The following is a 25483-nucleotide window of genomic DNA, read 5'->3' as shown; positions in this document are numbered from 1 at the left end:
GCTGACAAACCGTATCACGCGGTCCCTGCAGCAGGTCGAGCCCCGTGTCTTTTGGGCGCGGGGTTTGGACGGGACGCGAGTTCCGTCCGATTACGAACCGACAATGTTTATTCATGCCGCGCGGATCCGGACGACGTAGGTTCGATCCAGTGTCACGCAGCGCACGATTTTGCCTTTGCCTCTCCAAGTCCGGGCATCTCCACGCCCTCCGGGGCGGGAAAAAGGGGGTATAGCTCAGTTGGTAGAGCGCCTGCTTTGCAAGCAGGATGTCATCGGTTCGAATCCGGTTACCTCCACCAGCTTCGGCGGGCGACCGCCAGGGAGTGCAAGCTCCTGAAACAGGGGCCTGTAGCTCAGTTGGTTAGAGCACACGCTTGATAAGCGTGGGGTCACAGGTTCAAGTCCTGTCTGGCCCACCATCTCCCGATCGTTCCGGACCGGCGTCGCAAATGAATGCGGAGGACTTTTCCGCTCTTTGACATCCGCATGGAGAAAAGAAGTTTTTTCAAGACTGCAAAATAATACAATCGCTCTCTGAGAGCCATGATTGCGGTCCTTGGAAACACTCGATTTCCACAAAGACAAGAGATTGTCTTTTTTACGGCACGTCCCGGACGGTCTGACCGGACCGGGGCGCGTTAAAAGAACAGACAGCTGATCCTGCTGTTCGCTTTTTCGGTTTTTTCCGATTTAGAGAAAGCAAGGAATCAAGCTAATAAGGGCACAGAGTGGATGCCTTGGTGCTAACAGGCGATGAAGGACGTGATAAGCTGCGATAAGCTTCGGGGAGCGGCAAATACGCTTTGATCCGGAGATTTCCGAATGGGGTAACCTGGCGGAGTTAGAACTCCGTCGTCCCTTCCTGAACAAAATAGGGAAGGGCACGCGATACCCGGTGAAGTGAAACATCTCAGTAACCGGAGGAAAAGAAAGAGAATCGATTCCGTAAGTAGTGGCGAGCGAAAGCGGAACAGCCCAAACCGGGAGCTTGCTCCCGGGGTTGTAGGGCCCCGACATGGGACCGTTGAGGATAGGTGAAGGATCTGGAAAGTTCCGACACAGAGGGTGAAATCCCCGTAACCGAAATCCGAGACGGCCCTAGGGTGTCCCTGAGTAATGCAGCACACGTGAAACGTTGCATGAATCTGCGCCGACCACGGCGTAAGGCTAAATACTAGTTAGCGACCGATAGTGAACCAGTACCGTGAGGGAAAGGTGAAAAGTACCGCTGCGAGCGGAGTGAAACAGAACCTGAAACCCTGTGCCTACAAGGTGTCAGAGCCCCTTCGGGGGTGATGGCGTGCCTTTTGCTTAATGAGTCTGCGAGTTGGTATCTGTGGCAAGCCTAAGTCCTTCCGGGACGGAGGCGAAGCGAAAGCGAGTCCGAACAGGGCGAGATGAGTTGCAGGTGCCGGACCCGAAGCGGAGGTGACCTACCCTTGGCCAGGTTGAAGCGTCGGTAATACGACGTGAAGGACCGAACCGGTGAATGTTGAAAAATTCTCGGATGAGCTGAGGGTAGGAGTGAAAGGCTATTCAAACCCCGTGATAGCTGGTTCTCCTCGAAATGCATTGAGGTGCAGCGTCGCGTGCTGACCATCGGGGGTAGAGCACTGACAAGGCTAGGGCCCATACCCGGGTACCAAACCTTATCAAACTCCGAATACCGGTGGGTGGAGCGCGGCAGTGAGACGGTGGGGGATAAGCTTCATCGTCAAAAGGGAAACAACCCTGATCAGCAGCTAAGGTGCCCAAATAACGCTAAGTGGAAAGGATGTGGGGTTTCACAGACAGTGAGGATGTTGGCTTAGAAGCAGCCACCATTTAAAAAATGCGTAATAGCTTACTCATCGAGAGACCCTGCGCCGAAAATGATTGGCGATAAGCGTTATACCGAAGCTCTGGGTGTCATGCCTTTGGCATGGCGCGGTAGAGGAGCATTGTCAGTACGTTGAAGCTGGATGGCGACTGAAAGTGGAGCGCTGACAAGAGAGGATGCAGACATGAGTAACGATAAGACCGGTGAAATCCCGGTCCGCCGTAAACCCAAGGTTTCCAGGGCTACGTTTTTCGTCCCTGGGTTAGCCGGGGCCTAAGCCGAGGCAGATATGCGTAGGCGATGGACAGCGGGTTAATATTCCCGCGCTCGCGACCCTTAAACAGGGGGGACGCATGACGAATTGCAACCAGGTGATTGAATTCCGAGGTGAGGCTACGGCCGATCCGCATTGCATGAAGTTGTGCCAAGAAAAGCCCCTGCGTACGCTAAGCGACCCGTACCGTAAACCGACACAGGTGGGTGGGATGAGTATTCTAAGGCGCAAGAGTGAACCCTGGTTAAGGAACTCGGCAAATTAGCCCCGTAACTTCGGAAGAAGGGGTGCCCCTCTAGGGGGGCCGCAGTGACCAGGCCCAACCGACTGTTTAGCAAAAACACAGCATTCTGCCAAGACGCAAGTCCAAGTATAGGATGTGACACGTGACCAATGCGGAAAGATTAAGGTGAGGTGTTAGCTTACGCGAAGCTCCGAACCCAAGTCCCCGTGAATGTCGGCCGTAACTATAACGGTCCTAAGGTAGCGAAATTCCTTGTCGGGTAAGTTCCGACCTGCACGAATCGTGTAACGAGTTGGGCGCTGTCTCAACCAGGTGCTCAGTGAAATTGTAGTGGCGGTGAAGATGCCGCCTACCCGCAGAAGGACGGAAAGACCCTATAGACCTTAACTGTAAGCTGTCATTGGCTTTTTGATTTGCATGCTCAGCATAAGTGGGAGGCGTTGAAGGTGCCCTTTAGGGGGTATCTGAGCCATCAGTGAGATACCACCCTTGTGTATTGGAGAGTCTAACCCCGCGCCGTACAACCGGCCGGGGAACAGTGTCAGCCGGTCAGTTTTACTGGGGCGGTATCCTCCCAAAGAGTAACGGAGGAGCGCGAAGGTGGGTTCAGCACGGTTTGCAACCGTGTGTCGAGTGCATAGGCATAAACCCGCCTAACTGTGAGGCCTACAAGCCGAGCAGATACGAAAGTAGGCCTAAGTGATCCGGCGGTTGAATGTGGAATTGCCGTCGCTCAACGGATAAAAGGTACCTTAGGGATAACAGGCTGATTTCGCCCAAGAGTTCATATCGACGGCGAAGTTTGGCACCTCGATGTCGGCTCGTCGCATCCTGGGGCTGGAGAAGGTCCCAAGGGTCCGGCTGTTCGCCGGTTAAAGCGGCACGCGAGCTGGGTTCAGAACGTCGCGAGACAGTTCGGTCCTCTATCCTCTGTGGGCGCAGGAAAACTGAGGGGTTCGTTTCCTAGTACGAGAGGACCGGAAACGACGAGCCTCTGGTGCACCGGTTGTCGTGTCAACGGCATGGCCGGGTAGCTAAGCTCGGACTGGATAAGCGCTGAAAGCATCTAAGCGCCAAGCCATTCCCAAGATGAGTTTTCCCAGAAGGATCGTGGAAGACGACCACGTTGATAGGCTGTAGGTCGAAGCGCAGCAATGTGCGTAGCCGAGCAGTACTAATCATCCGTCAGGCTTGATTCCTCTTTTTCTTTGTCGGAACCGAAGGGTTTCCGATGGACCGCGAGGCTCACCGAAAGGGGAGCGGTTGAAGCGGTCTTGGAAAGGAACTTTCTTTCCCTCCATGCGGATGTCAGGGAGCGGCGAACGCCGCCGCCGGCCCCCGGGCCTGCCCGTGGCCGACCGCAACCCGGAGATCTCCAAACCCTGATCCGAAACAGACCCAATCAAGCTAAGGCAGCCAGAGCCGCGACCCTGACAAACGACAGGCAGGATCGAACTCTGGTGGCCATAGCGCGGTGGAACCACCCGGTCCCATTCCGAACCCGGAAGTGAAACACCGCAGCGCCGATGGTAGTGGGGCGATAGGCCCTGTGAGAGTAGGTCGCCGCCAGGTCTGTGCCCGGCATCTCCAGCAATGGGGATGCCGGGCTTTCTTTTGTACCCACGGCACGCCCGAACCCCGCCCCCCGAACCCCGCCCCCCGGACCCCGGGCACCAGACCACACCCACACCAAAATCAACGTTGCCGGGGGGTGCTGACGGCTAGAAGAGCCCGAGTTGGAGTCGGACGGCAGCGATACCGATAGCCGCCGCGAACATGCTGAAGATGACCATGATCACTCCCGATGCACGGGACTGCTGATCGAACCATGGGAACGTACCGTCGATGGTCTTGTTTTTCATGCTGCATAGCGACCATCCGATTCCGCCTCCCAACACAGCCAAGGCTGGAAGGCCGCAGGCGGCCAGAATCGCGAATCCGTATCCAGACAGCACGAGGAGTCTGGAAGCTTGGCGGCCCTGTTCCAAGAGCTTGAGTCGCTGGGCGGCTTGACGGTGGATTTCGTCGGCTTCAATGCCCCGTTCAGCCACCATCTTCCGTGCGTGGGCGACATCGAAAGCGCTCCACTCCGATTCGTGGGAAAGGATCTCGATCAAGTCCTCGTCCGAAGCGGTCAGGAGGTGGTGGTCCTCTGGCAGAGGCGAGTCGGCATAAAGGTTCTCGAGGCTGGAGCGCGCCGCGGGATAGTCGCTCTTTGCGACCGAGATGATGACCTCTGATTCACGGTCACTGCCGATCGTGGATAGATCGAATGTCGGGGCGGTGGACGACCGACGAAACTCGATTCCAGCGAGCTTAAGCGCGTCTGCAAGTTCTTTCAGAGGTTCGCCGTGGCGGAACCGCTGGAGTTCGATGAGGTCATCTTCCATTCAGTTTCGGAAGCTACGGGAGTGCAGGGTTCGCGCAAGGAGGATGAAGCCTGCACTGGTCGGGAATTCTCAGGACAGGCGGTAAAAGCTTGGATTTCCAATCGTGGCCGCTTGCAATCGGCGCTCCCAGAACTCCGACCGTGAAAGCGCACGAAATCTATTCCACCGTTGATCCTTCCGTTGTCACCCAGATGCTCGATTGGTTCCGAGACAACGACCGGAACGTTTACAAGTCGGCGCTCGCGTCTTTGGCACAGAGTCGGAAGCTGCGCCTCGTCTTCATCCAGAAGAAGCCGGTTCCCGAGCAGTATGCGTGGATTCTGAAGACCCTGAAGTCCAAGCAGTCGGACACGATCGGGGAGCACCTGATGCAGGCGTGGCTGATGGCAGGCCATCAGGACATGCTGGCAAAGTTCTGCGACGAAGTCGGAATCGAGCACGACGGCAAGGGTTCGGTTACCGGTGAACTTCCGGCCGAGTTGGATGCCGCCAAGCTTGATGCCGCGGTGGATGCCTTGCTTGCCGATTTCGACCCCAAGGTGGTCACGCTCTACCTGACGGTTTTCAACCTGCAGGTGCCGGGTGGCTGGCAGACGCTCACCGAGAAGCTCGACAGCGACGAGCGTCTGTCGCTGTCGTAAGCCGCCTTACATCCGGAAGTCCTCGCCAAGGTAGTGCTTCCGCGCGATCGGATCATTCACGAGAATCTCCGACGGTCCCTCAAGGATCACCTTGCCGTCGTGGATCAGGAAGGCCCGGTCAACGATCGAGAGGGTTTCGCGAACCGAGTGGTCCGTGATGAGGATCGCCAGTCCGTCGCGCTCGCGTAGCTCGCGGACAATGCTCTGGATATCGTCGACGGCAATCGGATCGATTCCGGCGAAGGGTTCGTCGAGCATCAGCAACTTCGGCTCCGTGCAAAGGGTTCTCGCGATGGCGAGTCGCCGTTTTTCCCCGCCGGAAAGCGTGATGGCGTCCGACTTGCGGACCTTGGTGATCTTGAAGCGTTCGAGCAGCAGTTCGGCTTTTTCGATCTGTTCCTTCCGATTGAGATCGGTCCGGGTCTCGAGAATGGCGAGGAGATTGTCGAAGACGCTCAGCTTGCGGAACACGGATTCCTCCTGCGGGAGGTAGCCGAGCCCGAGCCGGGCACGACGGTGCATGGGGAATCTGGAGATGTCGGATTCGCCGAACCTCACCAGTCCCGCATCCGGAGGGACGATTCCCGCAATCATGTAGAACGAGGTCGTTTTGCCGGCTCCATTGGGACCGAGCAGTCCGACGATCTCGCCGGGAGCGACGGTGATGGTGACGTCATCGACAACGGCGCGCCCGCCGTAGCACTTGCGGAGGCCCTCGGCGACGAGGAGCGGTTCGGCGACAGGCATGGGGGTGACCATCGGAAGAGTCAGCGTTTGGTTTCGATGAAGCCTTTCGAATCGCCGACGAACGAGGCATCGCCGGTTTCGAGATTGATCCGGATGTAGCCGTTCGGATCGACAACGCGGCCGTTGGCCGTGTCGGAAATCACCCAAGGTTCTCCTCCGCGAATGATGAGATCGTTGGTCTTCAGGTCCATCAGCATCTGCCGGCCGGAAGCTTTGGCTTTTTTGTCGCCCGGCTTCAACTGCTTGCGCTCCACGACGACCTGGCCGGTGGCGACGATACGGGTGGGATCGCCGAACTTCGCGGAACCGAAGACCTCGTCGCTTTTTCCGTCTTCTGTTTCGTCGGGCTTCTCTTTCGGGGCATCCTTCGACTCGGCTTTCTCCATGAACACCTTCACTTCGTCCGCTCCCACCAACGTGAATTCCGGGTGGTCGATTTCCACATCCTTGAGGAACACGAGGAGTCCCTCCACCGAATCGAAATAGATGCCTTCCTTGGCCTCGATCGAAGCGGGAAGTTCCATCTTCTTGTCCAACTCGGGGTCGGCAACCTTGGCGGTCAGGTCAGGCTTGGGACCGTCTTTGATCTCGACTGCCGCTTTCTTGAGGAAGGCCGAGAGCGTTTGATCAGCGGCCTTCGACTGCTCGGCGGTATCGCGAATCATCGCCGATGCCTCATTGGCTGCTGCCTCGGCTTCCGAGGATTTCGAAACGGCCAGGCGGTCCAGTCCGGTGAGTTCCTCATCGGACAGTTCCCCAAGGCCTTGGGCGTGCAGTGCGGCGGCGGCCATCATGGTGAGGCCTGACACGCCGAGTCGGAGGGGTGAGTTGGTGTTCATGGACGTGGATGTGTCGATGAGTGTGGTCGCTGTGGCCGGGCCCTTGAGGAAGCCCCTTGAGTGTTCGAGTTCGTAGACAATTCCGGTGCCCTTGGCGGTCAGGTCTCCCGATGCCAAAGTAACGGGTTCGGAGGAACGGAGAATCTTCTGGTCCTGGAGCTGGGCGGTCTGGAGATCGATGCCGCCCCGCAGGGACTGGTCAGCGTGGTAGAACTCGATCCGGACGGTCGTCGCGTTGATGAGGGTATCGTTTACCAGCTCAAGCTTGGCGGCGCGGAGGGTCGAACTGAGTCGCCGTTCCTCGTCGTACTGCGGAATGAGCACTTTCTGCAGAATGCTGCCTTCGACCAGCATCTCCATGGCCGGGAGCCCGGAGTCGTTTTCCTCCGCTTCCTCGAGATCCTGTGCGCTGAGTGCCGATCCATTCCCGAGCGCGCCGATGCCAGCAAGGAGCAAAGGCAACGGAGTCGGAAAGTAGCGACAGAGGATCATGGAAGGTTCAAGCGCCGTGGGCGGCGTGATGGACAGCAATCAGTCGGACGAGAAGATCCTCGAGAAATTCGAGCGGAATTTGGTTCGGGCCGTCCGAGAAGGCGTTTTCCGGATCCGAGTGGGTCTCCATGAATAGGCCGTCGATGCCGGTGGCGATGGCGGCGCGGGCGAGGACCGGCGCCAGTTCGCCGTCGCCTCCGGTGGCGCCTCCGAGGCCTCCCGGCCTCTGGACCGAGTGGGTGGCGTCGAAAATGACCGGGATGCCTTCCTTACGGATCCAGTAAAGGGAACGCATGTCGGCGACGAGGTTGTTGTAGCCGAAGGTGGTTCCCCGTTCGGTGATGAAGAAGTTGTGGCAGCCGAAGGCCCGCATCTTGTCGGCGATGTTGACCGTGTCCCATGGTGCCAGGAATTGGCCCTTTTTCACGTTCACCGCCCGCCCGGTCTTGGCGGCGGCTTCCAACAGGTCGGTCTGACGGCAAAGGAAGGCGGGGATTTGGAGCAAGTCGATGTGCTCGGCGGCGATTTCGGCGTGCTCGGCGGTATGGATGTCGGTGGTTACCGGCACCTTCAGCTCCTTGGAGATGTCGCCGAGGATCCGGCAGCCCTCCTCGACTCCCGGGCCGCGGAAGGACTTCACCGAGGTCCGGTTGGCCTTGTCGTAGGAGGCTTTGAAGATGAAGGGGATTCCGGTTTTGGTGGCGATCGCGTGCACCGACTTGGCCATCTCCCACGCGAATTCCTCACTCTCCAGCGCGCAGGGGCCGAGGATGAAGATCGGGAGCGGGCCGCCGACCGGAACGGAGCCGATTTGGAAGGGTTCGAAATGCATGGGGAAACTGGATCGGGGAAATGGCTCAATCGTCAGAATTCGCCGCCACTTTCTCGTAAAGTGGGCGGAGGTTGGCAAGGGCCGCCCGAAGCAGTTTTTCCTCCTCGGTCGTCAGGTTTCCGTCGGTCTTGACCTCAATCATCTCCAGCGAATCCAGCACCGAGCGGGCGGCGCGCAGGTTGAGGTGCTTCTCGCCGGTGGCCGGGTTCGGGATCTGGCCGAGGAAAAGCCCGGCATTTTGGGCCTGGAAGAGGACGAAGTCGTTGAAGCGCGGGTCGGCGGACGGCATGGGCGCAGCCTACGGCTGCGACGTTCCAAGTGAGAAGTGCCAAGTTCGAATCGAAGCGGCGCACGATCCGTCACTTCGACTGCTCGAGCATCCGCAGCAGCGGTGCTTCGGCGCGGGACCGGATGTCCTCGGGAAGGATCACTTGGGGTTCGAGTTTTTCGAGACAGTCGTGAAGCTTCTCGAGGGTGTTCATTTTCATGAACCGGCAGTCGGCGCAGGCGCAGCGATCGGTCGGACCGGCGATCAGGTTCTTGTCCGGAGCCTCCTTGCGGAGGCGATGGAGCATGCCGCTTTCGGTGACGACGATGATGTTCTTCACTGGAGCGTTCTTGCAGAACGAGACCATCTTCTCGGTCGAGCAAACCTCATCGGCGAGGAGCCGAACGGCCTCGGTGCACTCCGGGTGGGCGACAACGAGGGCATCGGGGTACTCGTCCTTGATGGTTTGGATCGAGTTGCGGGTGAACTCGACGTGGACGTAACACGAACCCTGCCAGAGATCCATCTTGCGACCGGTCTGCTCCATGACCCACGAGCCGAGATTGGCGTCCGGCACAAAAAGAATCGGGCGGTCCGGAGGAGCCTGTTCGACGATCCGCACGGCATTTCCGGAGGTGCAGATCACATCGCACAGCGCCTTCACGTGGGCGGAGCAGTTGATGTAGGCGATGACGTAGTAGTTCTTCTCCCGGTTCGCTTCGAGGAAGGCTTCGAGTTCCGGGCCCGGGCAGCTTTCCTCCAGCGAACACCCGGCGTCCTTGTCGGGCAGGACGACGGTTTTCGAAGGGTTCACGATCTTGGCCGTTTCCGCCATGAAATGAACGCCGCAGAAGGCGATCACGTCGGCGTCGGTCTCCTTCGCTCGGAAGGCCAAGCCGAGCGAATCCCCCACGTAGTCGGCGAGATCCTGAATGTCGCCCGTCTGGTAGTTGTGGGCGAGGATGACAGCGTTCTTTTCCTTCTTCAGGCGGAGGATGGCATCCTTGAGATCGAGCGCGGCGCTGGGCATGGGGAAACCTTCGAACATCGAGCATCGAACGTCCAACTTTGAACGTCGAAATCACTGCCCTTCGGGCATCACCCGGAGGACCCGGTAGTGCTTGGCCCGGCGGCCGAGTGCTTCGATCAACTGTTCCCGGCTCGGAGCGTCTCCTGGGCAATTCAGGACGAAAATCCGCTGATTGTCGGCGGGGCGCTCGTCATGCGGGAGGATTTCGACCTCATCGATGGAGGGCAGCTTCTCCCAGATCCGCTGGATGGCGAGTTGGCGGGTGCGGCATCCGGCTCCATCGACCGTGACCCGGACGTTCTCGGCCGAGGCGGGCAGCGAGATTGCGATGGCGATGAGAATGGCGCGCATCGGGCACTCTAGACCGGATTCGCCGATGCGAAAGCGGCACAAAAAAGCGGCGCGCCCCGGGGGAGCGCGCCGCTTGGGAAAATCAGGAGCCTGCTCAGCTCTTCATGCCCGCAAGATTGCCTTGCTGGGGCTTGTTCGAACCTTGATTGCCGCCTTGGGACTTTGAGTCGCCACCCTGCTGCTTCTGCTGGGGCTGCGAGGATCCGCCGCCCGAGGCCGGGGTCGAAGGCGTGCCCACGGTCGATTTGCCGACCAGGATGGCGCCGGCTTCGATCGAGAGGGTCTTGGCCTTGATGTCGCCTACCACTTCCGCGCTGGCCTTCAGGTCGACCCGGTCGGAGGCGATGATGTTGCCGTGGATCTTGCCGTAAACGACCACCGTGGCGGTCTTGATTTCGGCCTTGAGGCGGGCGTTCTCGCCGACCGTCAGGTTGCCGTCGGACGAAATTTCGCCCTCGATCTTACCGTCGACAACCAGGTCGTTGGTGAATTTGACGGTACCCTTGATCTCAACATCGGAGCTGAGAACGTTGCGAGTGGCCGATGGGGATGAGCTCGGCTGGGGAGCTGGTGCCGGGCTGCTCACAGGAGCCGAGGCAGGCGCGGATGCGGGTGCCGAAGGGGCCGGAGAAGCAGGTGCGGCGGAAGCCGGTTGGTCATCACTGGCGTCAGCGGGCTTCTGCCCGATGACCTTACGAAACATGTTATTGCTCACGGTTTTCGAATGAGGAGTTTGATAGGTTGATTGTCAATGTCATTCGCCCTCGGCGGGGGCGGAATCGTCAGTGCCGTCGGCAGGAGCTTCGTCCTCGTCGGAAGGCGGATCAGTCGGAGCCGTTTCTTCCGGCTCCATGGCCTCGTCTTCACCGCCGGCAGCGCCGCCGGTGAGGTTGTCGAGCAGGGGATTCGAACCACCACCGGAGAGGGGGTTGGCCGGGTCGAGCTCGATGGGGGTGGAAAGGTCCGGATCAGGAAGCCCGGCGTCGCCCATGTCCGGGTCGGTATCCGCAGGCCCGGTCGGGTCGGGCTCAGGCGCGGGCGGATCGATTTCCTCCGGCATTTCGAAGGAGACGAACTGGGCGGCCTGCCCGGCATTGCTGCCCAGCGGGTTGGCGGGGTAGTTATCGGTGGCCTCGGCGAGCAGCTTCTTGGCGCCATCGATATCGCCGCTCTCACGGGCGATTTCGGCAAGGGAAGTCAGCGCGTAGGGGGCGAGGTAGGACGCGGCCGGACGGTCGAGGATCTCCTGGAAAGCGGCTTTCGCGGCTTCGGTCTCGCCCTGCTCAAGCAGGCGGGCACCGAGGCGGGCGCGGGCCGGTGCGGTGGCGGGATGGTCCGGATTGGCGGCAATTTCCTCGCGAAGCGTCTCAAGCGAAGAGCTTTGCTGGCCCTCGTCCCACTGGAGGTCCGAGAGCAGCAGGGCGGCGGTCGGCGCCGACGGGGTGTCGGCGTGATTTTTGACCACATCCTGCATGGCGGCGAGGTCCTCGGCATCGACCAGTGCCATGCCGGCATCCAGGTGGGCGCCTTCCTTCATTCCCTGCATCACCACCCACACTCCGCCACCGAGGGCGAGCACGAGGGCGAGCAGGATCATCGACTTCTGATTGCGATCGAGAAAGCTCTCGAAGGCCGACGGGGCGTGGGAGATCTCGGCGATCGGTTTCGGGGTCTGCTCGGTGGGTTCTGCCATGGTGGTCGGGCGCGTTGCGCGGGCAGCGATTAAGGGGCGGGTTGAGGGGAAATCAATGACGAATTGGGCGGATCGGAAACGGGTTCGGAGGGGGTGGATCGCAAGTTGCGAATTGCGGAGCGGGAGGGGCCGCAGGTAGCGTCCCGCGCAGATGAGCGGATCCCTGTATGTCGTCGCCGGAGAGATGAGCGGCGATGCCCACGCTGCCGGCTTGCTGGAGTCGCTGATCCGGCTGCGGCCGGGCCTTGAGGTGGCCGGGGCTGGCGGGGCGAAAATGCGCGCGGTGGCCGGGGAACGCATCCGCGATTGGGTCGAGCAGGCCGGGGTGATGGGGGTGGTCGAAGTGCTGAAGCACTATTCGTTTTTCAAGAACAGCTTCGAGGAGATGCTCGGGGAGATCCGGGAAATGAAGCCGGATGTCCTGCTGCTGGTCGACTACCCCGGCTTCAACTTCCGCTTTGCTGCGGCCGTCCGACGGCATCTTCCGGAAACGCGCATCATCCAGTACGTCTGCCCGCAGGTCTGGGCGTGGAAGAAGGGGCGGATCCCGAAGATGGTCGAGCTGTTCGACGAGGTGCTGTGTCTGCTGCCATTCGAACCCGCGATCTTCGAGGGCACGGGGCTGAAGGCGACCTTCGTGGGGCATCCGCTGGTCGACGAGCTTGAGGCGGAGCGGGTGTCGGTCGAGCGCGACCCGAAAGTCGTCGCCTTGATGCCCGGCAGCCGGGCGCCGGAGGTCGAGAAGCTTTTCCCGATGATGCTTGAGACCGCCGAACGCTTGTACTCCCAAGACGACAGCCTCGTGTTCGAGGTTCCTGCGGCGCGGCCGTCGCTGCGGGCGCGGATGGAGAAGATGGCGGAGAAGATCCGGCTGGGGGACGCGCTGGTGATTCGCGACGGCGGAGCGCACGAGTTGATGCAGCGCGCCGCGTGCGGAGTGGTTGCGAGTGGCACCGCAACCGTCGAGGCCGGCTATTACGGCTTGCCCTACTGCCTCGTCTACAAGCTGGCTTGGCCGACCTACATGATCGCCAAGATGGTGGTGAAGATCCGCTTCATCGGGCTGATCAACATTCTGGCGGACGATGCGGTGATCGAGGAGTTCATCCAGAGCGACGCGGATCCCTGCGAGGTGGCGAGAACGCTCGAATGCTTCCTGTGCCAGCCCGACGAGGTCGAGGCCCTGCAGAAGCGGCTCGCCGAGACGGTCGCGTTACTGGGGGGCACGGGCGCCCACGAGCGCGCGGCCGGGGCGGTCAACCGCTGGTTCCCGGGCTGAGGGGCTGGCTCCAGCGCGGGTTCAGACTTGTCAGCGGCCGGGGACGCGATACATCGGGCGGCAGATGAAACTTTTCCACGTCTTCGCCGCCGCTCTGTTTTTTGCCGCCGTTTCCTGCGAGCGTCATGATTGGGAGGAGACCAAGGTGCTGCATGAACAGCACGGACACGGGGATCATGGCGATCACGCCGACCACAGTTCCGAAGGCGGCCACGCTGCTGAGGGCGATCACGCTGCGGAAGGTGACCACGCGGGTCACGATCACTGATCGGCTCAACCGGTTTTTCTCCGGTAGCTGAGAAAGCACTCGCCGGTGTTGCCGAGCGGAGTGAATTCGGTCAGTTCGAAGTGACGCGACGCTTCGAGGAAATCGCCGGGCGAGCCGGTGATTCCCGGCGCGTCGACACCTCCGAAGAGGGTATGACCTGCCCAGGTTAGGTGGATCTCATCGATCAGGTCCAACGTCGCGAGTTCGCGGACCAGTTGACCGCCGCCTTCACAGTGGAGACGCTTCACGTTGAACTCCTGAGCAAGGGTTTCGACGAATGCGGCGAGGGAGCCGTGGTGACCGTGTGTCCCGGGAATCTCGTCGGGCGCATGGTCAGTCCCGAGCAGATGGATCGGGCCACCGTCGCTGGCGAACAGCGGATGGCCCGGGTCAAACCTCCCCTTTGAGGAAACCACGCAGCGAAGTGGCTTCTGTGGCGCGTTCATCGTCATGCGATCGGATTCCAGCGTGCCACGGCCGACCATCAACGCATCGGCCGACTCCCTCAGCGTCTTCAATCGCTCGAAGTCCGCCCGCGACGTCCAGCCCGACGGACAGTGCTCCGCGCTGGAGATCTTGCCGTCGGCGGAAATCGCGAAATTGATGCTGATGTGGGGCCGGTTCATCTGGGCTCGGCTGGGCGGGTGGCGATGCCAAATCTATCGGGCTTGCGGTGAGGGTCGGCGTCGTTATCTTCCCCGCCATGAGCGAATCCCAACCGAAAATCACCGCTTACCTCAAGACCTACTGCGGCTGGAGCGAGGGCGTCCGCGCGATCATGCGGAAGTACGATCTGGAGTTTGAGGAGAAGGACATCATCAAGAATCCGGCATTTCGCTGGGAAATGGAACAGAAGAGCGGTCAGCCGCTTTCTCCCTGCGTCGTGATCGATGGCGTCATGCTCCCCGACGTTTCCGGCGAAGAGGTCGAGGCCTGGATGATCGAGAACGGCAAGATCGACAAAAGCGATACCGAAGCGGACGCCCCGACCAACTCCGCTTGCAGTGACGAGGATCACGAAGCCATGGCCCGCGGCGAGGTTCCGGGCGGCAAGGTGAAGTTCATCGACTGATCGGCTCCTCGGTCCCAAGACATTTCGCGGTTTCCCCCTCCCACGAATGCGGTTCCTGATCTCGACCCTCGGAAGTTTCGGGGACGTCGCCCCGTTCATCAGCATCGCGCTGGGGCTGAAGGAGCGCGGCCACGAAGTTCTTTTCGTGGTCAATCCGTATCATCGCAAGGTTCTCGAGAAGTGGGGCCTTGAGATGGTGCCGGCCGGTGACGCGGAAGCGATGGAGAGCCGCTTCCGGGATCCGCGGGTCAATCATCTGCTCCACGTGATCGATTACCTGAGCGAAGCGGCGACCGCCGAACTCAGGGAGCACTATGATGCAATCGCCGCCAACATCACGCCGGACACGGTGATCGTCTATCGCGGGACGATGCTGGCGCCCCGCCTGGTCGAAGAGAAATTCGGCAATCCGGCGTGCGGGGTCTACCTCACCGCCATCGAGTTGAGCGGTGTCGAGGACCGGCCCCAAGGGCTTGGGCACATCTTCAATCCGGTCATGCGGCACATGCCGGCCCGGCTGTTCAGCTTCGCGGAGAAAGTCTACTTCAAGCGCTTCATCGACCGTCCCTTGCTCCCTGCCGTCAACGGATTGAGGCAGGAGATCGGACTTCCGAAGGTCGAGGGCCACATCCGCAACTGGCTGATGGGCACGAGGATGACGATCGGGCTGTATCCGGAGTGGTACGGCTTCGGTGGCAAGCATCTCACCCCGAGTTTCCGAAATACCGGATTCGCGTTCCTGCCGACCGATGAGACCACGCCGCTGGATCCGGCACTGGAGGCCTTTCTCGCAGATGGCCCGCCTCCGGTCGTGATCTCCCGGGGCTCGGCTTTGCGCTACGCCGACGATCTCGTCGAACGGATTCAATCCGCCTGTCGCGAACTGGGGCAAAGATCACTGCTGCTTTCCTTCGACCATCAAGGCCCTCCCGAGGTTGACGGCGACCACTGCGTCTCCGCGCCGGTCTCGATCGGCCGCGTCCTGCCGCGCTGCAAGGCGCTGGTCCACCGCGGCGGGGTGGGGGCGATGGCCGACGCGCTCCGGTTCGGGATCCCCCAGCTGATCCTCGGCCAGTCGATCGACCATCCGGACAATGGCGAGCGGGTCACGCGACTTTCGGCCGGGCGCTGGCTGTTCACCCTGACCACGACTTACCGGATGATGGTGAGGGCGCTCGATGCGGTGGTGAACGACCCTGCGATCGCCGCTGGAGCCCGCGAGATCAGCGACCGTTTCGACGTCGACGGGTGGATGGAGGAAACCCTCGATCTCATTGAATCCATCGGCCCCGGGGAAGTATCGGGCAAAACGCAACCGGTATCCCGATCGGCATGAGGTTGGCTTCCTGCTTGCTCTGCCTCAGCGGCAGTCAGTAGAGAACTGGCGCCCCATCCCGAACTGCTGAACTTCAGTCCTTCACGGACATCCCTTCATGCCTCAAGACCCCGTCGCCATCGTTGGCATTGGCTGCCGCTTTCCTGGTCACTCAAACAGTCCCGAAGCCTTTTGGAACGGCCTTTGCAACCGGATGGACACGGTCCGGGTCCTGCCTGACGAGCGGTTCAACCAAGGCAGATACTTCCACCCGAAGGCCGGCATCGAGGGCAAGACCTACTCGAAATGGGGTGCCTTGGTGGACGAGTTCGACGCCTTTGACGCGTCGTTCTTCGGAATTTCCCCGCGCGAGGCCGACTTCGTGGACCCCCAGCAGCGGATGCTTCTCGAAACCGCGTGGCGGGCGATCGAGGACGGGCGGGAAGTGTTCGATTTCAAGCAGGGCAGGCAGATTGGTGTCTTCACCGGGGTCTCCACGTTCGACTACCACCTGATGCAGTCGAACCTCGACATGGGGAGCAAGACGGACATCTACGCGGCGACGGGCTCGGTCCACAGCATCGCCGCCAACCGGATTTCCTACGTTTTCAATTTCAAGGGACCGAGCGTGGCCGTGGACACGGCGTGTTCGTCCGCGCTCGTCGCCATCCACCTCGCCTGCGAAAGTCTGGCCCGCGGAGACTGCGAGATGGCGCTGGCAGGCGGGGTGAACTCGATCATCGGGCCGATCCCATATCTGGCGTTCTGCAAGATGGGCATGCTGTCGCCCACCGGGCGCTGTCGGGCCTTCGACTCGCGAGCCGACGGATTCGTCCGAGGCGAAGGGGCGGGGATGATCCTGCTGAAGCCTCTCTCGCAGGCGATCAAGGACGGCAACCGGATCTACGCGACCATTGCGGCGACCGCCTCCAATCAGGACGGACGCACCAATGGCATCACGGTGCCCAGTCCGACATCGCAGGAGGCACTCACCCGTGAGGCGCTGCTGCGCGCGGGCATCGAGCCTTCGAAGATCGCCTACATGGAAGCCCACGGGACCGGGACGCCGATTGGTGACCCGATCGAGGCTCACGCGCTGGGCATGGCGTTGGGGGATGGGCGGAGGTCCGACACCCCCTGTGCGATCGGCTCGGTGAAGGGAAACATCGGCCACCTCGAGGCCGGGGCTGGTGCGGCGGGGATCATCAAGGCCGCGCTCTCGCTCTACCACCGCCGGATTCCGCCGAGCCTGCATTTCAAGGAGGCCAACCCGAACATCGATCTCGAGAAGCTCAAGCTGCGGGTGGTGACCGAAGAAGAGGAACTTCCGAACGGAAAGGAGCTGCCATACGCGGGCGTCAACTCGTTCGGCTTCGGTGGTGCCAATGCCCACGCGATCCTGCAGGCGGTGCCGGCACGGAAGCCGAAGCCGCGCGTCGTTTCCAAGGCCGCCTCCGACAGTCCGGGGCTCTCCGGTTGGGCATTGCCGATTTCGGGCGGTTCGCCCGAAGCAGTCAGGGACATCGCCGGTCAGTTTGCTGAGTTGCTTGAGACGTCGGCGCCATCGAAGACCGCCGACATTTGCCTCACCGCCGCCACCAAGCGCGTGCACTTCCTGCACCGGGCGGTGGCGCTCGGGCGCACGCGAAACGACCTCCGTGAATCGCTGGAGCAACTCGCCAAGGGTGAGTCGTCCCCGGGTGTGGTCGAAGGCAACCCTCTCGAAGCGGACCATCCCGGTCCGGTGTTCGTTTTCTCGGGTCAGGGACCGCAGTGGTATGCGATGGGCCGCGACCTTCTGAAGCGCGAGCCGGTCTTCCGCGAAGTCATCGAGCGTTGCGATGCGGTGATGGGCGAGTGGGGTGACTGGTCGCTGCTCGAAGAACTCGGACGCCCGGAGTCGAAGTCGCGCATCAACGAAACCGCCATCGCGCAGCCGGCGATCTTCGCGATCCAGGCCGGTCTTTCGGCACTGTGGCAGTCGTGGGGAGTGAAGCCGGCCGCGACGGTCGGTCACAGCGTCGGAGAAGTGGCCGCCGCCCACGCGGCGGGCGTGCTGACGCTCGAGGAAGCGTGCCGCGTGATTTTCTGGCGCGGGGCGTGCATGGAAGCAACCCCGGACCGCGGGCGGATGCTTGCCGCCTCTTTGACCGAAGAGGAAGCGCTCGAGGTCATCGAACCCCATCGCGGCAAGGTCCACCTCGCTGCCATCAACGGGCCAAACTCGGTGACATTGTCAGGCGACGCGGCGCCTCTCGAGAAGATCGCGGCCGAACTCGGAGCACGCCAGGTTTTCAATCGCTTCCTCAAGGTCGGCTACGCGTTCCACAGTCACCACATGGCGGGGGCGAAAGCGCCACTCCTCGAGAAGCTCGGGACCGTCGATCGATCGAAGGCGACGCTCCCGGTCTACTCCACCGTGTCGGGTGGTCCGGCGACGGCGAAGACCTTCGATGCCAACTACTGGTGGCGAAACGTCCGGCAGGCGGTCCGCTTTGCGGGTGCCATTGACGGGCTGATCGGTAAAGGCTATCGCTTGTTCCTCGAGGTGAGTCCGCACCCGGTGCTGAGCGCCTCGGTCTCCGAGTGCTTCGAGAAAGCCTCGGCCCACGGCGCGGTCGTCCATTCCCTCGAGCGGAAGACCGACGAGAGCGTGGCGATGCTGCGCGCGCTGGGCCGGATGCACACGCTCGGAGCCGAAATCGGATGGCAAAGCCTCTACCCGAAGGCTGGCGATGATTTCGACCTTCCGGAAATGCCGTTCCGACGCGCCCACTACTGGGCCGAGCCGGTCCGCTACCGGGTCCTGCGCAAGGACGAGATCGTGCACCCCATGCTCGACGACCGCCTGCCCGCGGCCGACCCGACCTGGAACACGCGGCTGGATCTCGATGTCCACGCCTACCTTCGCGACCACGTCATTCAGGAGCACCCGGTGTTCCCTGCCGCGGGCTACCTCGAGGCCGCGATCGCCGCCGGCAGGGAGGTCTATGGCGACCAGCCGGTCCGGGTGGAGAATGTCGATCTGATCAAGGCCATGTTCCTGCCCGAGGGGGCGGAGACCACGGTTATGCAGTTCGAGCACAAGCCGGCGACGGCGGGCTTCGAAATCCGCAGCCGCACCGACGAACAGGACGACGACTGGACGCTTCACGTGAAGGGTCAGCTGCGGCCCGACACGCTGCCCATACCCGAAGAGCGCTTCGATCCGCAGGCGATGATCGAGCGGGCTGACAAGATCATCCCGCACGACGTCATCTATCGTACTTGCGACTTTGTCGGGCTCCACTACGGCCCGCTGTTCCGCGGAGTGAAGGCGATCCACTATGTGCCGCTCGACACGCTTGCGGAGATCGAGATCACCCGCGAGGTCGAGCGCTCGGGCAAGACCTTCCACCTGGCGCCCGCTCTTCTCGACTGCTGTTTCCAGTGCCTCACCTCCGCGGTTCCTTCGGACTTCGACATCATCCGTGAGACCGGCTTCATGCCGGTCTACTGTGAGTCCTACCGGCTCTTCCGTCGCCCGGAAGGCCGGAAGTTCTACTGCCGTGTCCGGATCACGCACCATGGCGGCAAGACGATCCGCGGAGACCTGATGATTCAGGACGAGGCGGGGGAGTTGGTCGCCGAAGTGAAAGGCCTGGAAGTCCAGGGTGTGGTGCGGACCAAGGAGTTCCGTGCGACGAGCCCGGAAGAGTGTCTTTACGAGAACGGCTGGATCGATGCGCCGCTTGAGGAACCGGAGGCCGAGGAGCCGGTGGTCCTGCCGGCGCCGGAGTGGCCTTCGCTCGACCGTGAGTCCTCCCGGCGTGTGCGCGGCGTTGAGACCGCGCTGGATCGCGCTGCCGCCACCTACCTTGCCGACGGGCTCGTTGCCTTGGAGAAGACAGGTCGCGGGGCGGGTCCGCTGGATCGGGTCAAAGCCGGACTCCGGCCCGTCGTCGAGACGTGGATCGAGTCCGCGAAACTGCCGAAGGGCAAGTCGGACCGGCCGGACGGAGAGGTCTTTCGCAAGCTTTTAGAGAAGTATCCGGAGGCCTATCCGGAAACCACTTTCATCGAGCGGGTCGGCACCGAACTGCCGTCGCTGCTGCGCGGCCGCAAGAAGCTGCCCGAGGTGCTCTCGCCGACCGGCTCGCCGGGACTTGAGGAACATCTTCTGCAGGACGCTCCGTCGTCGCGCTTCGAGCATGCCCGGCTTCGCGATGCCCTGAGGGACATGCTGTCCAAGTTGCCCGAAGCAACACCGCTCAATGTCCTGATCCTCGGTGCGGGTTCGGGAGGGCCGGTGGCCGAGTTGCTCCGCGAATTTGATCCGCATTGCACGCGGGTGATCTATGCCGACCCGGACGTCGAACGTTCGACTCTGGCGGAGCAGAAGTTCTTCGACCACCACTTCGTCGAGTATGTGACAAGCGGGCTCACGGCGAAGGGTGCGGGCTCCTTGTTCAAGGCGCAGCGTTTCGATCTGGCTATCGTGTTGGGTTCCGAAGCCGAAGCCGCGTTCACGGATTCGGGCTCGAAGCGTCTGCTGCGCTCGCTCCGGTCGGAAGGGCTTTGCCTTGTGCAAGCAACCGTCGATCCGCCGCTGTGGAGGGAGGTCGCATTCGGGCTCGACCCGGTCGTGCGCAGCCGCTTCCTGCCAGCTATAGCAGAGAGCCCGGACGAATTGTCCGGTCGGGCGGAGAAGCTCGGTTTCGAGTGCCTCGGTCTCCATCGGGAGCCCGCTTCCGGCACCACGATGCTTGCCCTTCGCGGGCCGCAAAAGCGTCCCCTCGCCAAGAAAGAGCCGTTCCCGTTCGAAAGGCTGCGGCACAAGCCGGCGACGGTGTGGGTGGTCTTCACCGACGAGGGCGCGGTGCTCGACCCGATCTGCGCGAGCCTCGGCGCCCACCTGAAGGACAAGGTCATCCGTATCCGTCGTGGCGATCGTTACCGGCGGATGGGTGACTCCGAGTACCGGATCCGTCCGGACGAGGTTCGCGATGCCGAGCGCTTGTTCCGTGAACTGGACCGGCGGTTTTCGTTGAGCCGGATCGAGATCGTCTTTGGCTGGGCGCTGGATGTTCCGGAAGGTGACTCGCTGTCCACCGAGGTGCTGGTGGATGCGCAGTCGGTGACCACTTCACCGCTACTCTCGCTTTTCCACGCGCTGCCTCCGACCCGCGAGGTTCTTCCGCGTTCGGTGATGTTGCTGAGTCGGGCTGGGCAGCCGGTCGGACTCGGAAAGACCCGCGTCAATCCCGTGTCGGGCACCGTGATCGGTCTCGGACGCAGCATGATTTCGGAGAATCCGAACATGCGGGTGCGGTTGGTGGATCTGCCGCAGGTGGTCGGCGAACGCGAGACGGCCGAGCTCCTCGCGGAGATCCGCGCGCACAGTTCGGAAGAGGAGGTCGCGCTGCGCCGCACCGGCCGGAAGGCGCTGCGTTTCCGTCGCAAGGACCTGGCCCGCAAGCGGCGTTCGTCCGCGTTGGCCGGGCACCGGCTCGAGATCCTGACCCCGGGCATGCTCGATTCGATGACCTTCATCGAGACGCCGCGTCGCAAGCCGCGCGCAGGGGAAGTCGAGATCGCGGTCAAGGCAGCGGCCCTCAATTTCCGCGACGTCCTGAAGTCGCTCGGCATCTATCCGTCCGACAGCGAGATCGACATGCTCATCGGCGACGAATGCTCGGGAGTGATCGAGCGTGTCGGTCCCGGCGTGACGGACTGGAAAGTCGGCGACCGCGTCATTTCCCTCGGTGCCGGCTGCTTCGGCTCCCACCTGACCGCGCCTGCTCCGCTGCTGTTGCCGGTGCCGGAAGGCATGACCTTCGAGGAGGCGGCGACCTTGCCGGTCGCGTTCATGACCTCGGTGTACTCGCTCTGCGAGATCGCCCATCTGAAGGCCGGCGAGACCGTTCTCGTGCAGGCGGGAAGCGGTGGTGTCGGTCTGGCCGCGATCCAGCTCGCGAAGGCGCTGGGCGCCGACGTGATCGCCACCGCGGGCAATCCGGAGAAGCGCGATTTCCTCCGCGGCCTGGGGGTCGAGCACGTCTTCGATTCACGCTCGCTGACCTTCGCCGATGAAGTCCGAGAGGTGACCGGCGGGCGAGGCGTCGATGTGGTCCTCAACTCGCTTGCGGGACTGGCGATCGAGAAGGGCCTTTCCTGTCTGGCTCCCTACGGCCGGTTCGTCGAAATCGGCAAGCGCGACATTTACGGCAACACGCCGGTCGGCCTGCGTCCCTTCCGCCACAACCTGACGATGTCGGTCGTCGATCTCGGAGACGCGATGAGCGACGGTGGCGCCCGCCTGCGGACGTTGCTGGGCGAGGTTTCACGGCTCTTCGCCGAGCAAGGCCTGCGCCCGCTTCCACACCGCGTGTTCCCGATGGATCGGGCGAAGGATGCGTTCCGCTGCATGGCCCAGGCCCGGCATATCGGGAAGATCGTTCTGTCGACGGAAGGGTCGGAGATCCAACCGGCCTTGCGACCGGTGCAGGGGACGCGGCCGTTCGATCCGAACGGTTCGTATGTTGTCACCGGAGGACTCTCGGGCTTCGGACGGGAGGTGGCTCTGGGCATGCTCGCGCAGGGTGTGAAGCACCTCTATCTGGTGAGTCGTAGCGGCAAGGCCGACGAGGCGCTGCAGGAGGTTATCCGTGGCGCGGCCGATGACGGGGTGAAGGTCCACGTCGAGGCAGTCGACGTGACGTCCCGCAAGGATGTCGACGCGCTCGTGCGCAAGATCCGTCGCAGCGGCCACCCGCTGAAGGGCATCGTCCACTCGGCCATGGTCCTCGATGACCAGACGATGGGCAAGATGACCCTGGAGCAGATGCAACGGGTCCTCGCGCCGAAAGTGCAGGGCACCTGGAACCTCCACGAAGCGACGCTCGGCGAAGACCTCGACAGCTTCGTCATGTTCTCATCGGTCAGTTCCGCACTCGGAAATGCCGGGCAGGGGAACTATGCCGCGGCGAATGCCTTCCTCGACTCGATGGCCCACTTCCGGCATGCGGCCGGATTGCCCGCGCTGACGGTCAACTGGGGCCAACTCGCCGATGTCGGTGTGGCCGCCGCCGATGAGTCCCTGAAGGAAAAGCTGACGCGTCAGGGGATCATCCCGCTGCCGCCGGACCGGGCGCTTGAGCTTCTCGCCAAGCTGATTGCCAACGACCACCTGCAAACCGGCATCATTCCGATCGACTGGAAGTTGTTCCGCAGCACGCACCCGCAACTCGAGCGATCGACGCGCTATGCGGATGTCTTCAGCGAGGCGGCGGACGATGGCGATGAGGTCGGTGCCCGTTCGGCGCGGGAGATCCTGCTCGAGACGCCTCCTGCCAAGCGCCGTTCGGTTCTGTCCGACATGCTCAAGGAGGAAGTCGCCAAAGTGCTCCGGACTTCGGTGTCGAAGATCCGTGACGACCGGCCGCTCACGCAGCTGGGCCTCGACTCGCTGATGACCTTCGAACTGCTGATGCGCCTTGAGAGCAAGTTCGAGATCTCCCTGCCTCCGGCCCGGATGAAAGAGGGCACCACCCTTGCGGATGTCGGGATCCACCTGCTGGAGCTCATTTCCGGCCAGTCGGGCGGCGAGATGGAAGCTGCCGCTGGCGGTGCCGGTGCCGATGCGGCTGAAAGTGAGGGTGACGCAGGCGGCGAGCGGGTTCTCGACCTTCCGCCGGCGTGCTTCGTTGACCTGAAGAAGACCGGGGATCGCGATCCGCTGTTCATGATTCACCCGGCTGGCGGACTCGTCGGACTCTACGACGGCTTGGCAGCCGGGCTGCCTGAGGACCTACCGGTGATTGCGATCCAGTCGCGGGTCTTTTTCTCCGACGGAGGCGAGTTTCAGAAGTTCGCGACGATGGCCGACGCCTATGCGGATGCGATCCTCAAGCGGCAGCCGGAAGGCGATATCCATCTGTTCGGTTTCTCGTTCGGAGCATGGCTGGCCCACGCTGTCGCCCGCCGGATTGAGAAGGCGAACCGGAAGGTTGCATGGATCGGTCTGGTCGATCCGATCGAGGCGATTCCCGGATTCTCGGAGGATCGCGAACACGAAATCATCGGCTGGCAGATCGAGGACTTCTCCGTCCTGCTCGGCGAACTTCTGGGCGAGGATGAGGAACTCGACGAGACGATGGTGGAGGAACTCCACGAACTGGTGATGGAGGTGATCGGACTTTCAAGTCGCGCACGCACCACGCGGATCCGCAAGTGGCTCGAGAAGCAGGGAAGCTTCGCCAAGGGCATCGGTCACCGGGTGATCGAGTTCCTCTTCGACGTCCATCTCCACCACGCTGGACTCGGTCGCGAGGCGAGCCTTGATCCGATCGCCACGAAGGTCCACGTCTGGCGCGGCAACCATCCGTGGGCGGGTGCGGTCGAAGGTCGGCCGTTGAGTTCCTCGGATGTGATCGAGGTGACGCGCGATGTGAGCCATTTCGACTTCTTCAGCGACCACGAGGCTGCACGCCTCGCCGGGGAAATCACCGAACAGCTCAAGCCGAAGGGGCGTCGCCGCGCTCAGGCTAGATCGTAGTCAACGCCGGGTTCCGGAATGATCGCCCGCGTCGAGGGCAGTCGCTCGGCGAGCTGCTGCTCGAACCACCGGCTCGCCTCCGGGTCGCCGTGGACGAGGAACGTCTGCCTGGGGCGGACCTTGAGGATGTAGTTCAGCAGGTCGTCACGCGTCGCGTGACCGCTGAAGTCGAAGATGTCCATCCGGGCCCGGAACGGCACCGGCGGATGTGACGGGTCCAGCACGATCTTGTCACCGTGGGCCGCGGCCCGGATGTGGCCGGCCGGTGAATCAGGGTCGGCATAGCCGACGAACAGCAGCGAGTTCTTCTTGTTCTCGAGGAACCCGGCCCGGGCGAAGGCGTTCGAGACCGTCTTCTCGGTCATCATTCCACTGGAAAGGCAGTAGATAGTCCCGGCCTCGGGTACGATGGGGGCTCGGTTGCGGCGGCGGCTGCCGGCCTTCAGATCCATGTCAGTGAGGATCCGGAAGTCATCATCGCTACGGCGAGTCTGGCCTTTGGCGAAGCGGTCGTAGATCACCGTCATCTTGGTCGAGAGCCCTCCGATCACCACCGGGGCTTTCTTCGGGATCAGTCCGCGGCGCTTGAAGCGGTGGATCATGGTCAGCACCTCCTGGGTCTTGCCCATCGCGAAGACGGGCACGAGCACCGTGCCGCCACGCTTGAGGGTGGCGGCGATCGTTTCCGCGAAACGCAGTTCCTCGGCCTCGCGGGTGTAGTCGACGTCCCGCGGGCTCGCTCCCCGGGTGGTCTCGATGACCAAGGTGTCGACCGGGTCCTCGGGAAAATGGGCGGCCTTGATCAGCGTCGAGTGCTCGAAATTGACATCGCCCGTGTACAGCAGCGTGTGGTCGCCGCTCTTGAGCGTGACCCCGACCGAGCCGAGGACATGGCCGGCGTCGTGAAAGGTCGCGCGGATCGTCCCGTCCGGATCGAGATCGAACGGTCTCTCGATCGCCCGTGTCTCGAGAGAGGCTTCGATTTCGTCGAGCTCCCGGTGGGAGAACAGGGGGTATTCGGTGATACCCAACTCGGTGCGCTTCGACTGCATCACGTTGACTGAGTTGTGAAGCATCGCGAAGCCGAGTTCGGCGCCGGCGGGTGAGAAGAATACTCGGGCTTGCGCCTGATTCCGCAGCAAGACAGGCAGCGAGCCGATGTGATCGAGGTGGGCGTGGGTGATCACCGCCGCATCGATCGTTCCCTCCTCGAGTCGGTCGAATCGCGGAACCGCATCCATGCCCTCGCGCTTCGGGTGCATGCCGGCGTCGAGGACGATCCGTGCCGAGTCGGTCTCAAGCAGGTAGGAGTTCGCGCCGATCTCGGCGGCGGGACAAAGGCTGCGGAAGAGCATTGCGGCGCACCATGGAGACGGCCTGCGAAATGTCGAAC

General features: G+C 62.2%; 17 protein-coding genes, 2 tRNA genes and 2 rRNA genes. 9 read left to right on the top strand and 12 right to left on the bottom strand.

All coding sequences use genetic code 11. The features are described 5' to 3' along the window. The first annotated feature begins 223 nt into the window (after positions 1–223). The 4 genes from HAHE_RS02685 (at position 224) to rrf (ending at position 3909) form a co-directional block, all read left to right on the top strand. Positions 224–299: transfer RNA gene (locus tag HAHE_RS02685), tRNA-Ala, on the top strand. 43 nt (positions 300–342) lie between these two features. Continuing rightward, positions 343–419, top strand: a tRNA-Ile gene (locus HAHE_RS02680). A gap of 286 nt (positions 420–705) precedes the next feature. Further along, positions 706–3536 (top strand): 23S ribosomal RNA (locus HAHE_RS02675). A 257-nt stretch (positions 3537–3793) separates the two neighbouring features. Next, positions 3794–3909: ribosomal RNA gene (gene rrf, locus HAHE_RS02670) — 5S ribosomal RNA — on the top strand. A 149-nt stretch (positions 3910–4058) separates the two neighbouring features. On the opposite strand, the gene HAHE_RS02665 is transcribed toward rrf, so the two are convergent. After that, a complete protein-coding gene (locus HAHE_RS02665; RefSeq protein ID WP_338688381.1) occupies positions 4059–4727 on the bottom strand; it encodes a hypothetical protein in 669 nt (222 codons plus the stop codon). 140 nt (positions 4728–4867) lie between these two features. Here HAHE_RS02665 and HAHE_RS02660 point away from each other — a divergent pair, with 140 nt between their 5' ends. Continuing rightward, on the top strand, positions 4868–5368 hold the full coding sequence (locus HAHE_RS02660) for a hypothetical protein (protein WP_338688379.1): 501 nt from the start codon (positions 4868–4870) through the stop codon (positions 5366–5368). Positions 5369–5374: 6 nt separating this feature from the next. Here HAHE_RS02660 and lptB read toward each other — a convergent pair whose 3' ends face one another. From lptB to HAHE_RS02620, 8 genes are all read right to left on the bottom strand, one after another. Beyond that, entirely contained in the window at positions 5375–6115 is a 741-nt protein-coding gene (gene lptB / locus HAHE_RS02655; protein WP_338688377.1) for an LPS export ABC transporter ATP-binding protein, read from the bottom strand. A 20-nt stretch (positions 6116–6135) separates the two neighbouring features. Then, a complete protein-coding gene (locus HAHE_RS02650) occupies positions 6136–7446 on the bottom strand; it encodes a hypothetical protein (RefSeq protein ID WP_338688376.1) in 1311 nt (436 codons plus the stop codon). A gap of 7 nt (positions 7447–7453) precedes the next feature. After that, entirely contained in the window at positions 7454–8278 is an 825-nt protein-coding gene (gene kdsA, locus HAHE_RS02645) for a 3-deoxy-8-phosphooctulonate synthase (protein ID WP_338688374.1), read from the bottom strand. A 25-nt stretch (positions 8279–8303) separates the two neighbouring features. Beyond that, positions 8304–8567 (bottom strand): DUF1844 domain-containing protein, encoded by a 264-nt coding sequence (locus tag HAHE_RS02640; protein WP_338688372.1) that lies wholly within the window; start codon positions 8565–8567, stop codon positions 8304–8306. 70 nt (positions 8568–8637) lie between these two features. Continuing rightward, positions 8638–9576 (bottom strand): quinolinate synthase NadA, encoded by a 939-nt coding sequence (gene nadA / locus HAHE_RS02635; protein WP_338688369.1) that lies wholly within the window; start codon positions 9574–9576, stop codon positions 8638–8640. A gap of 51 nt (positions 9577–9627) precedes the next feature. Further along, the gene (locus HAHE_RS02630) at positions 9628–9927 is read right to left on the bottom strand and encodes a hypothetical protein (RefSeq protein ID WP_338688366.1); all 300 of its coding nucleotides are present in this window, start codon (positions 9925–9927) and stop codon (positions 9628–9630) included. 94 nt (positions 9928–10021) lie between these two features. Beyond that, positions 10022–10630, bottom strand: a complete 609-nt coding sequence (locus HAHE_RS02625; protein ID WP_338688364.1) for a polymer-forming cytoskeletal protein — start codon at positions 10628–10630, stop codon at positions 10022–10024. A 51-nt stretch (positions 10631–10681) separates the two neighbouring features. After that, positions 10682–11620, bottom strand: coding sequence for a tetratricopeptide repeat protein (locus HAHE_RS02620; RefSeq protein ID WP_338688361.1), 939 nt, complete (start codon positions 11618–11620; stop codon positions 10682–10684). 151 nt (positions 11621–11771) lie between these two features. Between HAHE_RS02620 and lpxB the strand changes: the two genes are divergently transcribed. After that, on the top strand, positions 11772–12899 hold the full coding sequence (gene lpxB, locus HAHE_RS02615; RefSeq protein WP_338688359.1) for a lipid-A-disaccharide synthase: 1128 nt from the start codon (positions 11772–11774) through the stop codon (positions 12897–12899). On the opposite strand, the gene HAHE_RS02610 is transcribed toward lpxB, so the two are convergent. Together HAHE_RS02610 and HAHE_RS02605 are read right to left on the bottom strand one after the other, a co-directional pair. Continuing rightward, positions 12877–13164, bottom strand: coding sequence for a hypothetical protein (locus HAHE_RS02610; RefSeq protein WP_338688358.1), 288 nt, complete (start codon positions 13162–13164; stop codon positions 12877–12879). The genes lpxB and HAHE_RS02610 overlap by 23 nt on opposite strands. Positions 13165–13172: 8 nt before the next feature. Then, the gene (locus HAHE_RS02605) at positions 13173–13793 is read right to left on the bottom strand and encodes a RibD family protein (RefSeq protein WP_338688355.1); all 621 of its coding nucleotides are present in this window, start codon (positions 13791–13793) and stop codon (positions 13173–13175) included. Between the two features lie 77 nt (positions 13794–13870). Between HAHE_RS02605 and HAHE_RS02600 the strand changes: the two genes are divergently transcribed. From HAHE_RS02600 to HAHE_RS02590, 3 genes are all read left to right on the top strand, one after another. Then, positions 13871–14239 (top strand): glutaredoxin, encoded by a 369-nt coding sequence (locus HAHE_RS02600; RefSeq protein WP_338688354.1) that lies wholly within the window; start codon positions 13871–13873, stop codon positions 14237–14239. A 46-nt stretch (positions 14240–14285) separates the two neighbouring features. Next, a complete protein-coding gene (locus HAHE_RS02595; RefSeq protein ID WP_338688353.1) occupies positions 14286–15575 on the top strand; it encodes a glycosyltransferase in 1290 nt (429 codons plus the stop codon). A 97-nt stretch (positions 15576–15672) separates the two neighbouring features. Further along, the gene (locus HAHE_RS02590) at positions 15673–24090 is read left to right on the top strand and encodes an SDR family NAD(P)-dependent oxidoreductase (RefSeq protein WP_338688352.1); all 8418 of its coding nucleotides are present in this window, start codon (positions 15673–15675) and stop codon (positions 24088–24090) included. On the opposite strand, the gene HAHE_RS02585 is transcribed toward HAHE_RS02590, so the two are convergent. Continuing rightward, positions 24075–25445 (bottom strand): MBL fold metallo-hydrolase, encoded by a 1371-nt coding sequence (locus HAHE_RS02585; protein ID WP_338688350.1) that lies wholly within the window; start codon positions 25443–25445, stop codon positions 24075–24077. The genes HAHE_RS02590 and HAHE_RS02585 overlap by 16 nt on opposite strands. Positions 25446–25483: the final 38 nt, after the last annotated feature.

It is taken from the genome of Haloferula helveola (genome assembly GCF_037076345.1).
Taxonomy (GTDB): Bacteria; Verrucomicrobiota; Verrucomicrobiia; order Verrucomicrobiales; family Akkermansiaceae; genus Haloferula; species Haloferula helveola.
The sequence above is the reverse complement of the archived record's forward strand: the minus strand, read 5'-3'. Positions and strand labels throughout refer to the sequence as shown.

Coding starts and splice junctions, on each gene's coding strand:
- HAHE_RS02665 (WP_338688381.1), bottom strand. CDS start 4,727: ATGGAAGATGACCTCATCGAACTCCAGCGGTTCCGCCACGGCGAACCT.
- lptB (WP_338688377.1), bottom strand. CDS start 6,115: ATGCCTGTCGCCGAACCGCTCCTCGTCGCCGAGGGCCTCCGCAAGTGC.
- HAHE_RS02650 (WP_338688376.1), bottom strand. CDS start 7,446: ATGATCCTCTGTCGCTACTTTCCGACTCCGTTGCCTTTGCTCCTTGCT.
- kdsA (WP_338688374.1), bottom strand. CDS start 8,278: ATGCATTTCGAACCCTTCCAAATCGGCTCCGTTCCGGTCGGCGGCCCG.
- HAHE_RS02640 (WP_338688372.1), bottom strand. CDS start 8,567: ATGCCGTCCGCCGACCCGCGCTTCAACGACTTCGTCCTCTTCCAGGCC.
- nadA (WP_338688369.1), bottom strand. CDS start 9,576: ATGCCCAGCGCCGCGCTCGATCTCAAGGATGCCATCCTCCGCCTGAAG.
- HAHE_RS02630 (WP_338688366.1), bottom strand. CDS start 9,927: ATGCGCGCCATTCTCATCGCCATCGCAATCTCGCTGCCCGCCTCGGCC.
- HAHE_RS02625 (WP_338688364.1), bottom strand. CDS start 10,630: ATGTTTCGTAAGGTCATCGGGCAGAAGCCCGCTGACGCCAGTGATGAC.
- HAHE_RS02620 (WP_338688361.1), bottom strand. CDS start 11,620: ATGGCAGAACCCACCGAGCAGACCCCGAAACCGATCGCCGAGATCTCC.
- lpxB (WP_338688359.1), top strand. CDS start 11,772: ATGAGCGGATCCCTGTATGTCGTCGCCGGAGAGATGAGCGGCGATGCC.
- HAHE_RS02605 (WP_338688355.1), bottom strand. CDS start 13,793: ATGAACCGGCCCCACATCAGCATCAATTTCGCGATTTCCGCCGACGGC.
- HAHE_RS02600 (WP_338688354.1), top strand. CDS start 13,871: ATGAGCGAATCCCAACCGAAAATCACCGCTTACCTCAAGACCTACTGC.
- HAHE_RS02595 (WP_338688353.1), top strand. CDS start 14,286: ATGCGGTTCCTGATCTCGACCCTCGGAAGTTTCGGGGACGTCGCCCCG.
- HAHE_RS02590 (WP_338688352.1), top strand. CDS start 15,673: ATGCCTCAAGACCCCGTCGCCATCGTTGGCATTGGCTGCCGCTTTCCT.
- HAHE_RS02585 (WP_338688350.1), bottom strand. CDS start 25,445: ATGCTCTTCCGCAGCCTTTGTCCCGCCGCCGAGATCGGCGCGAACTCC.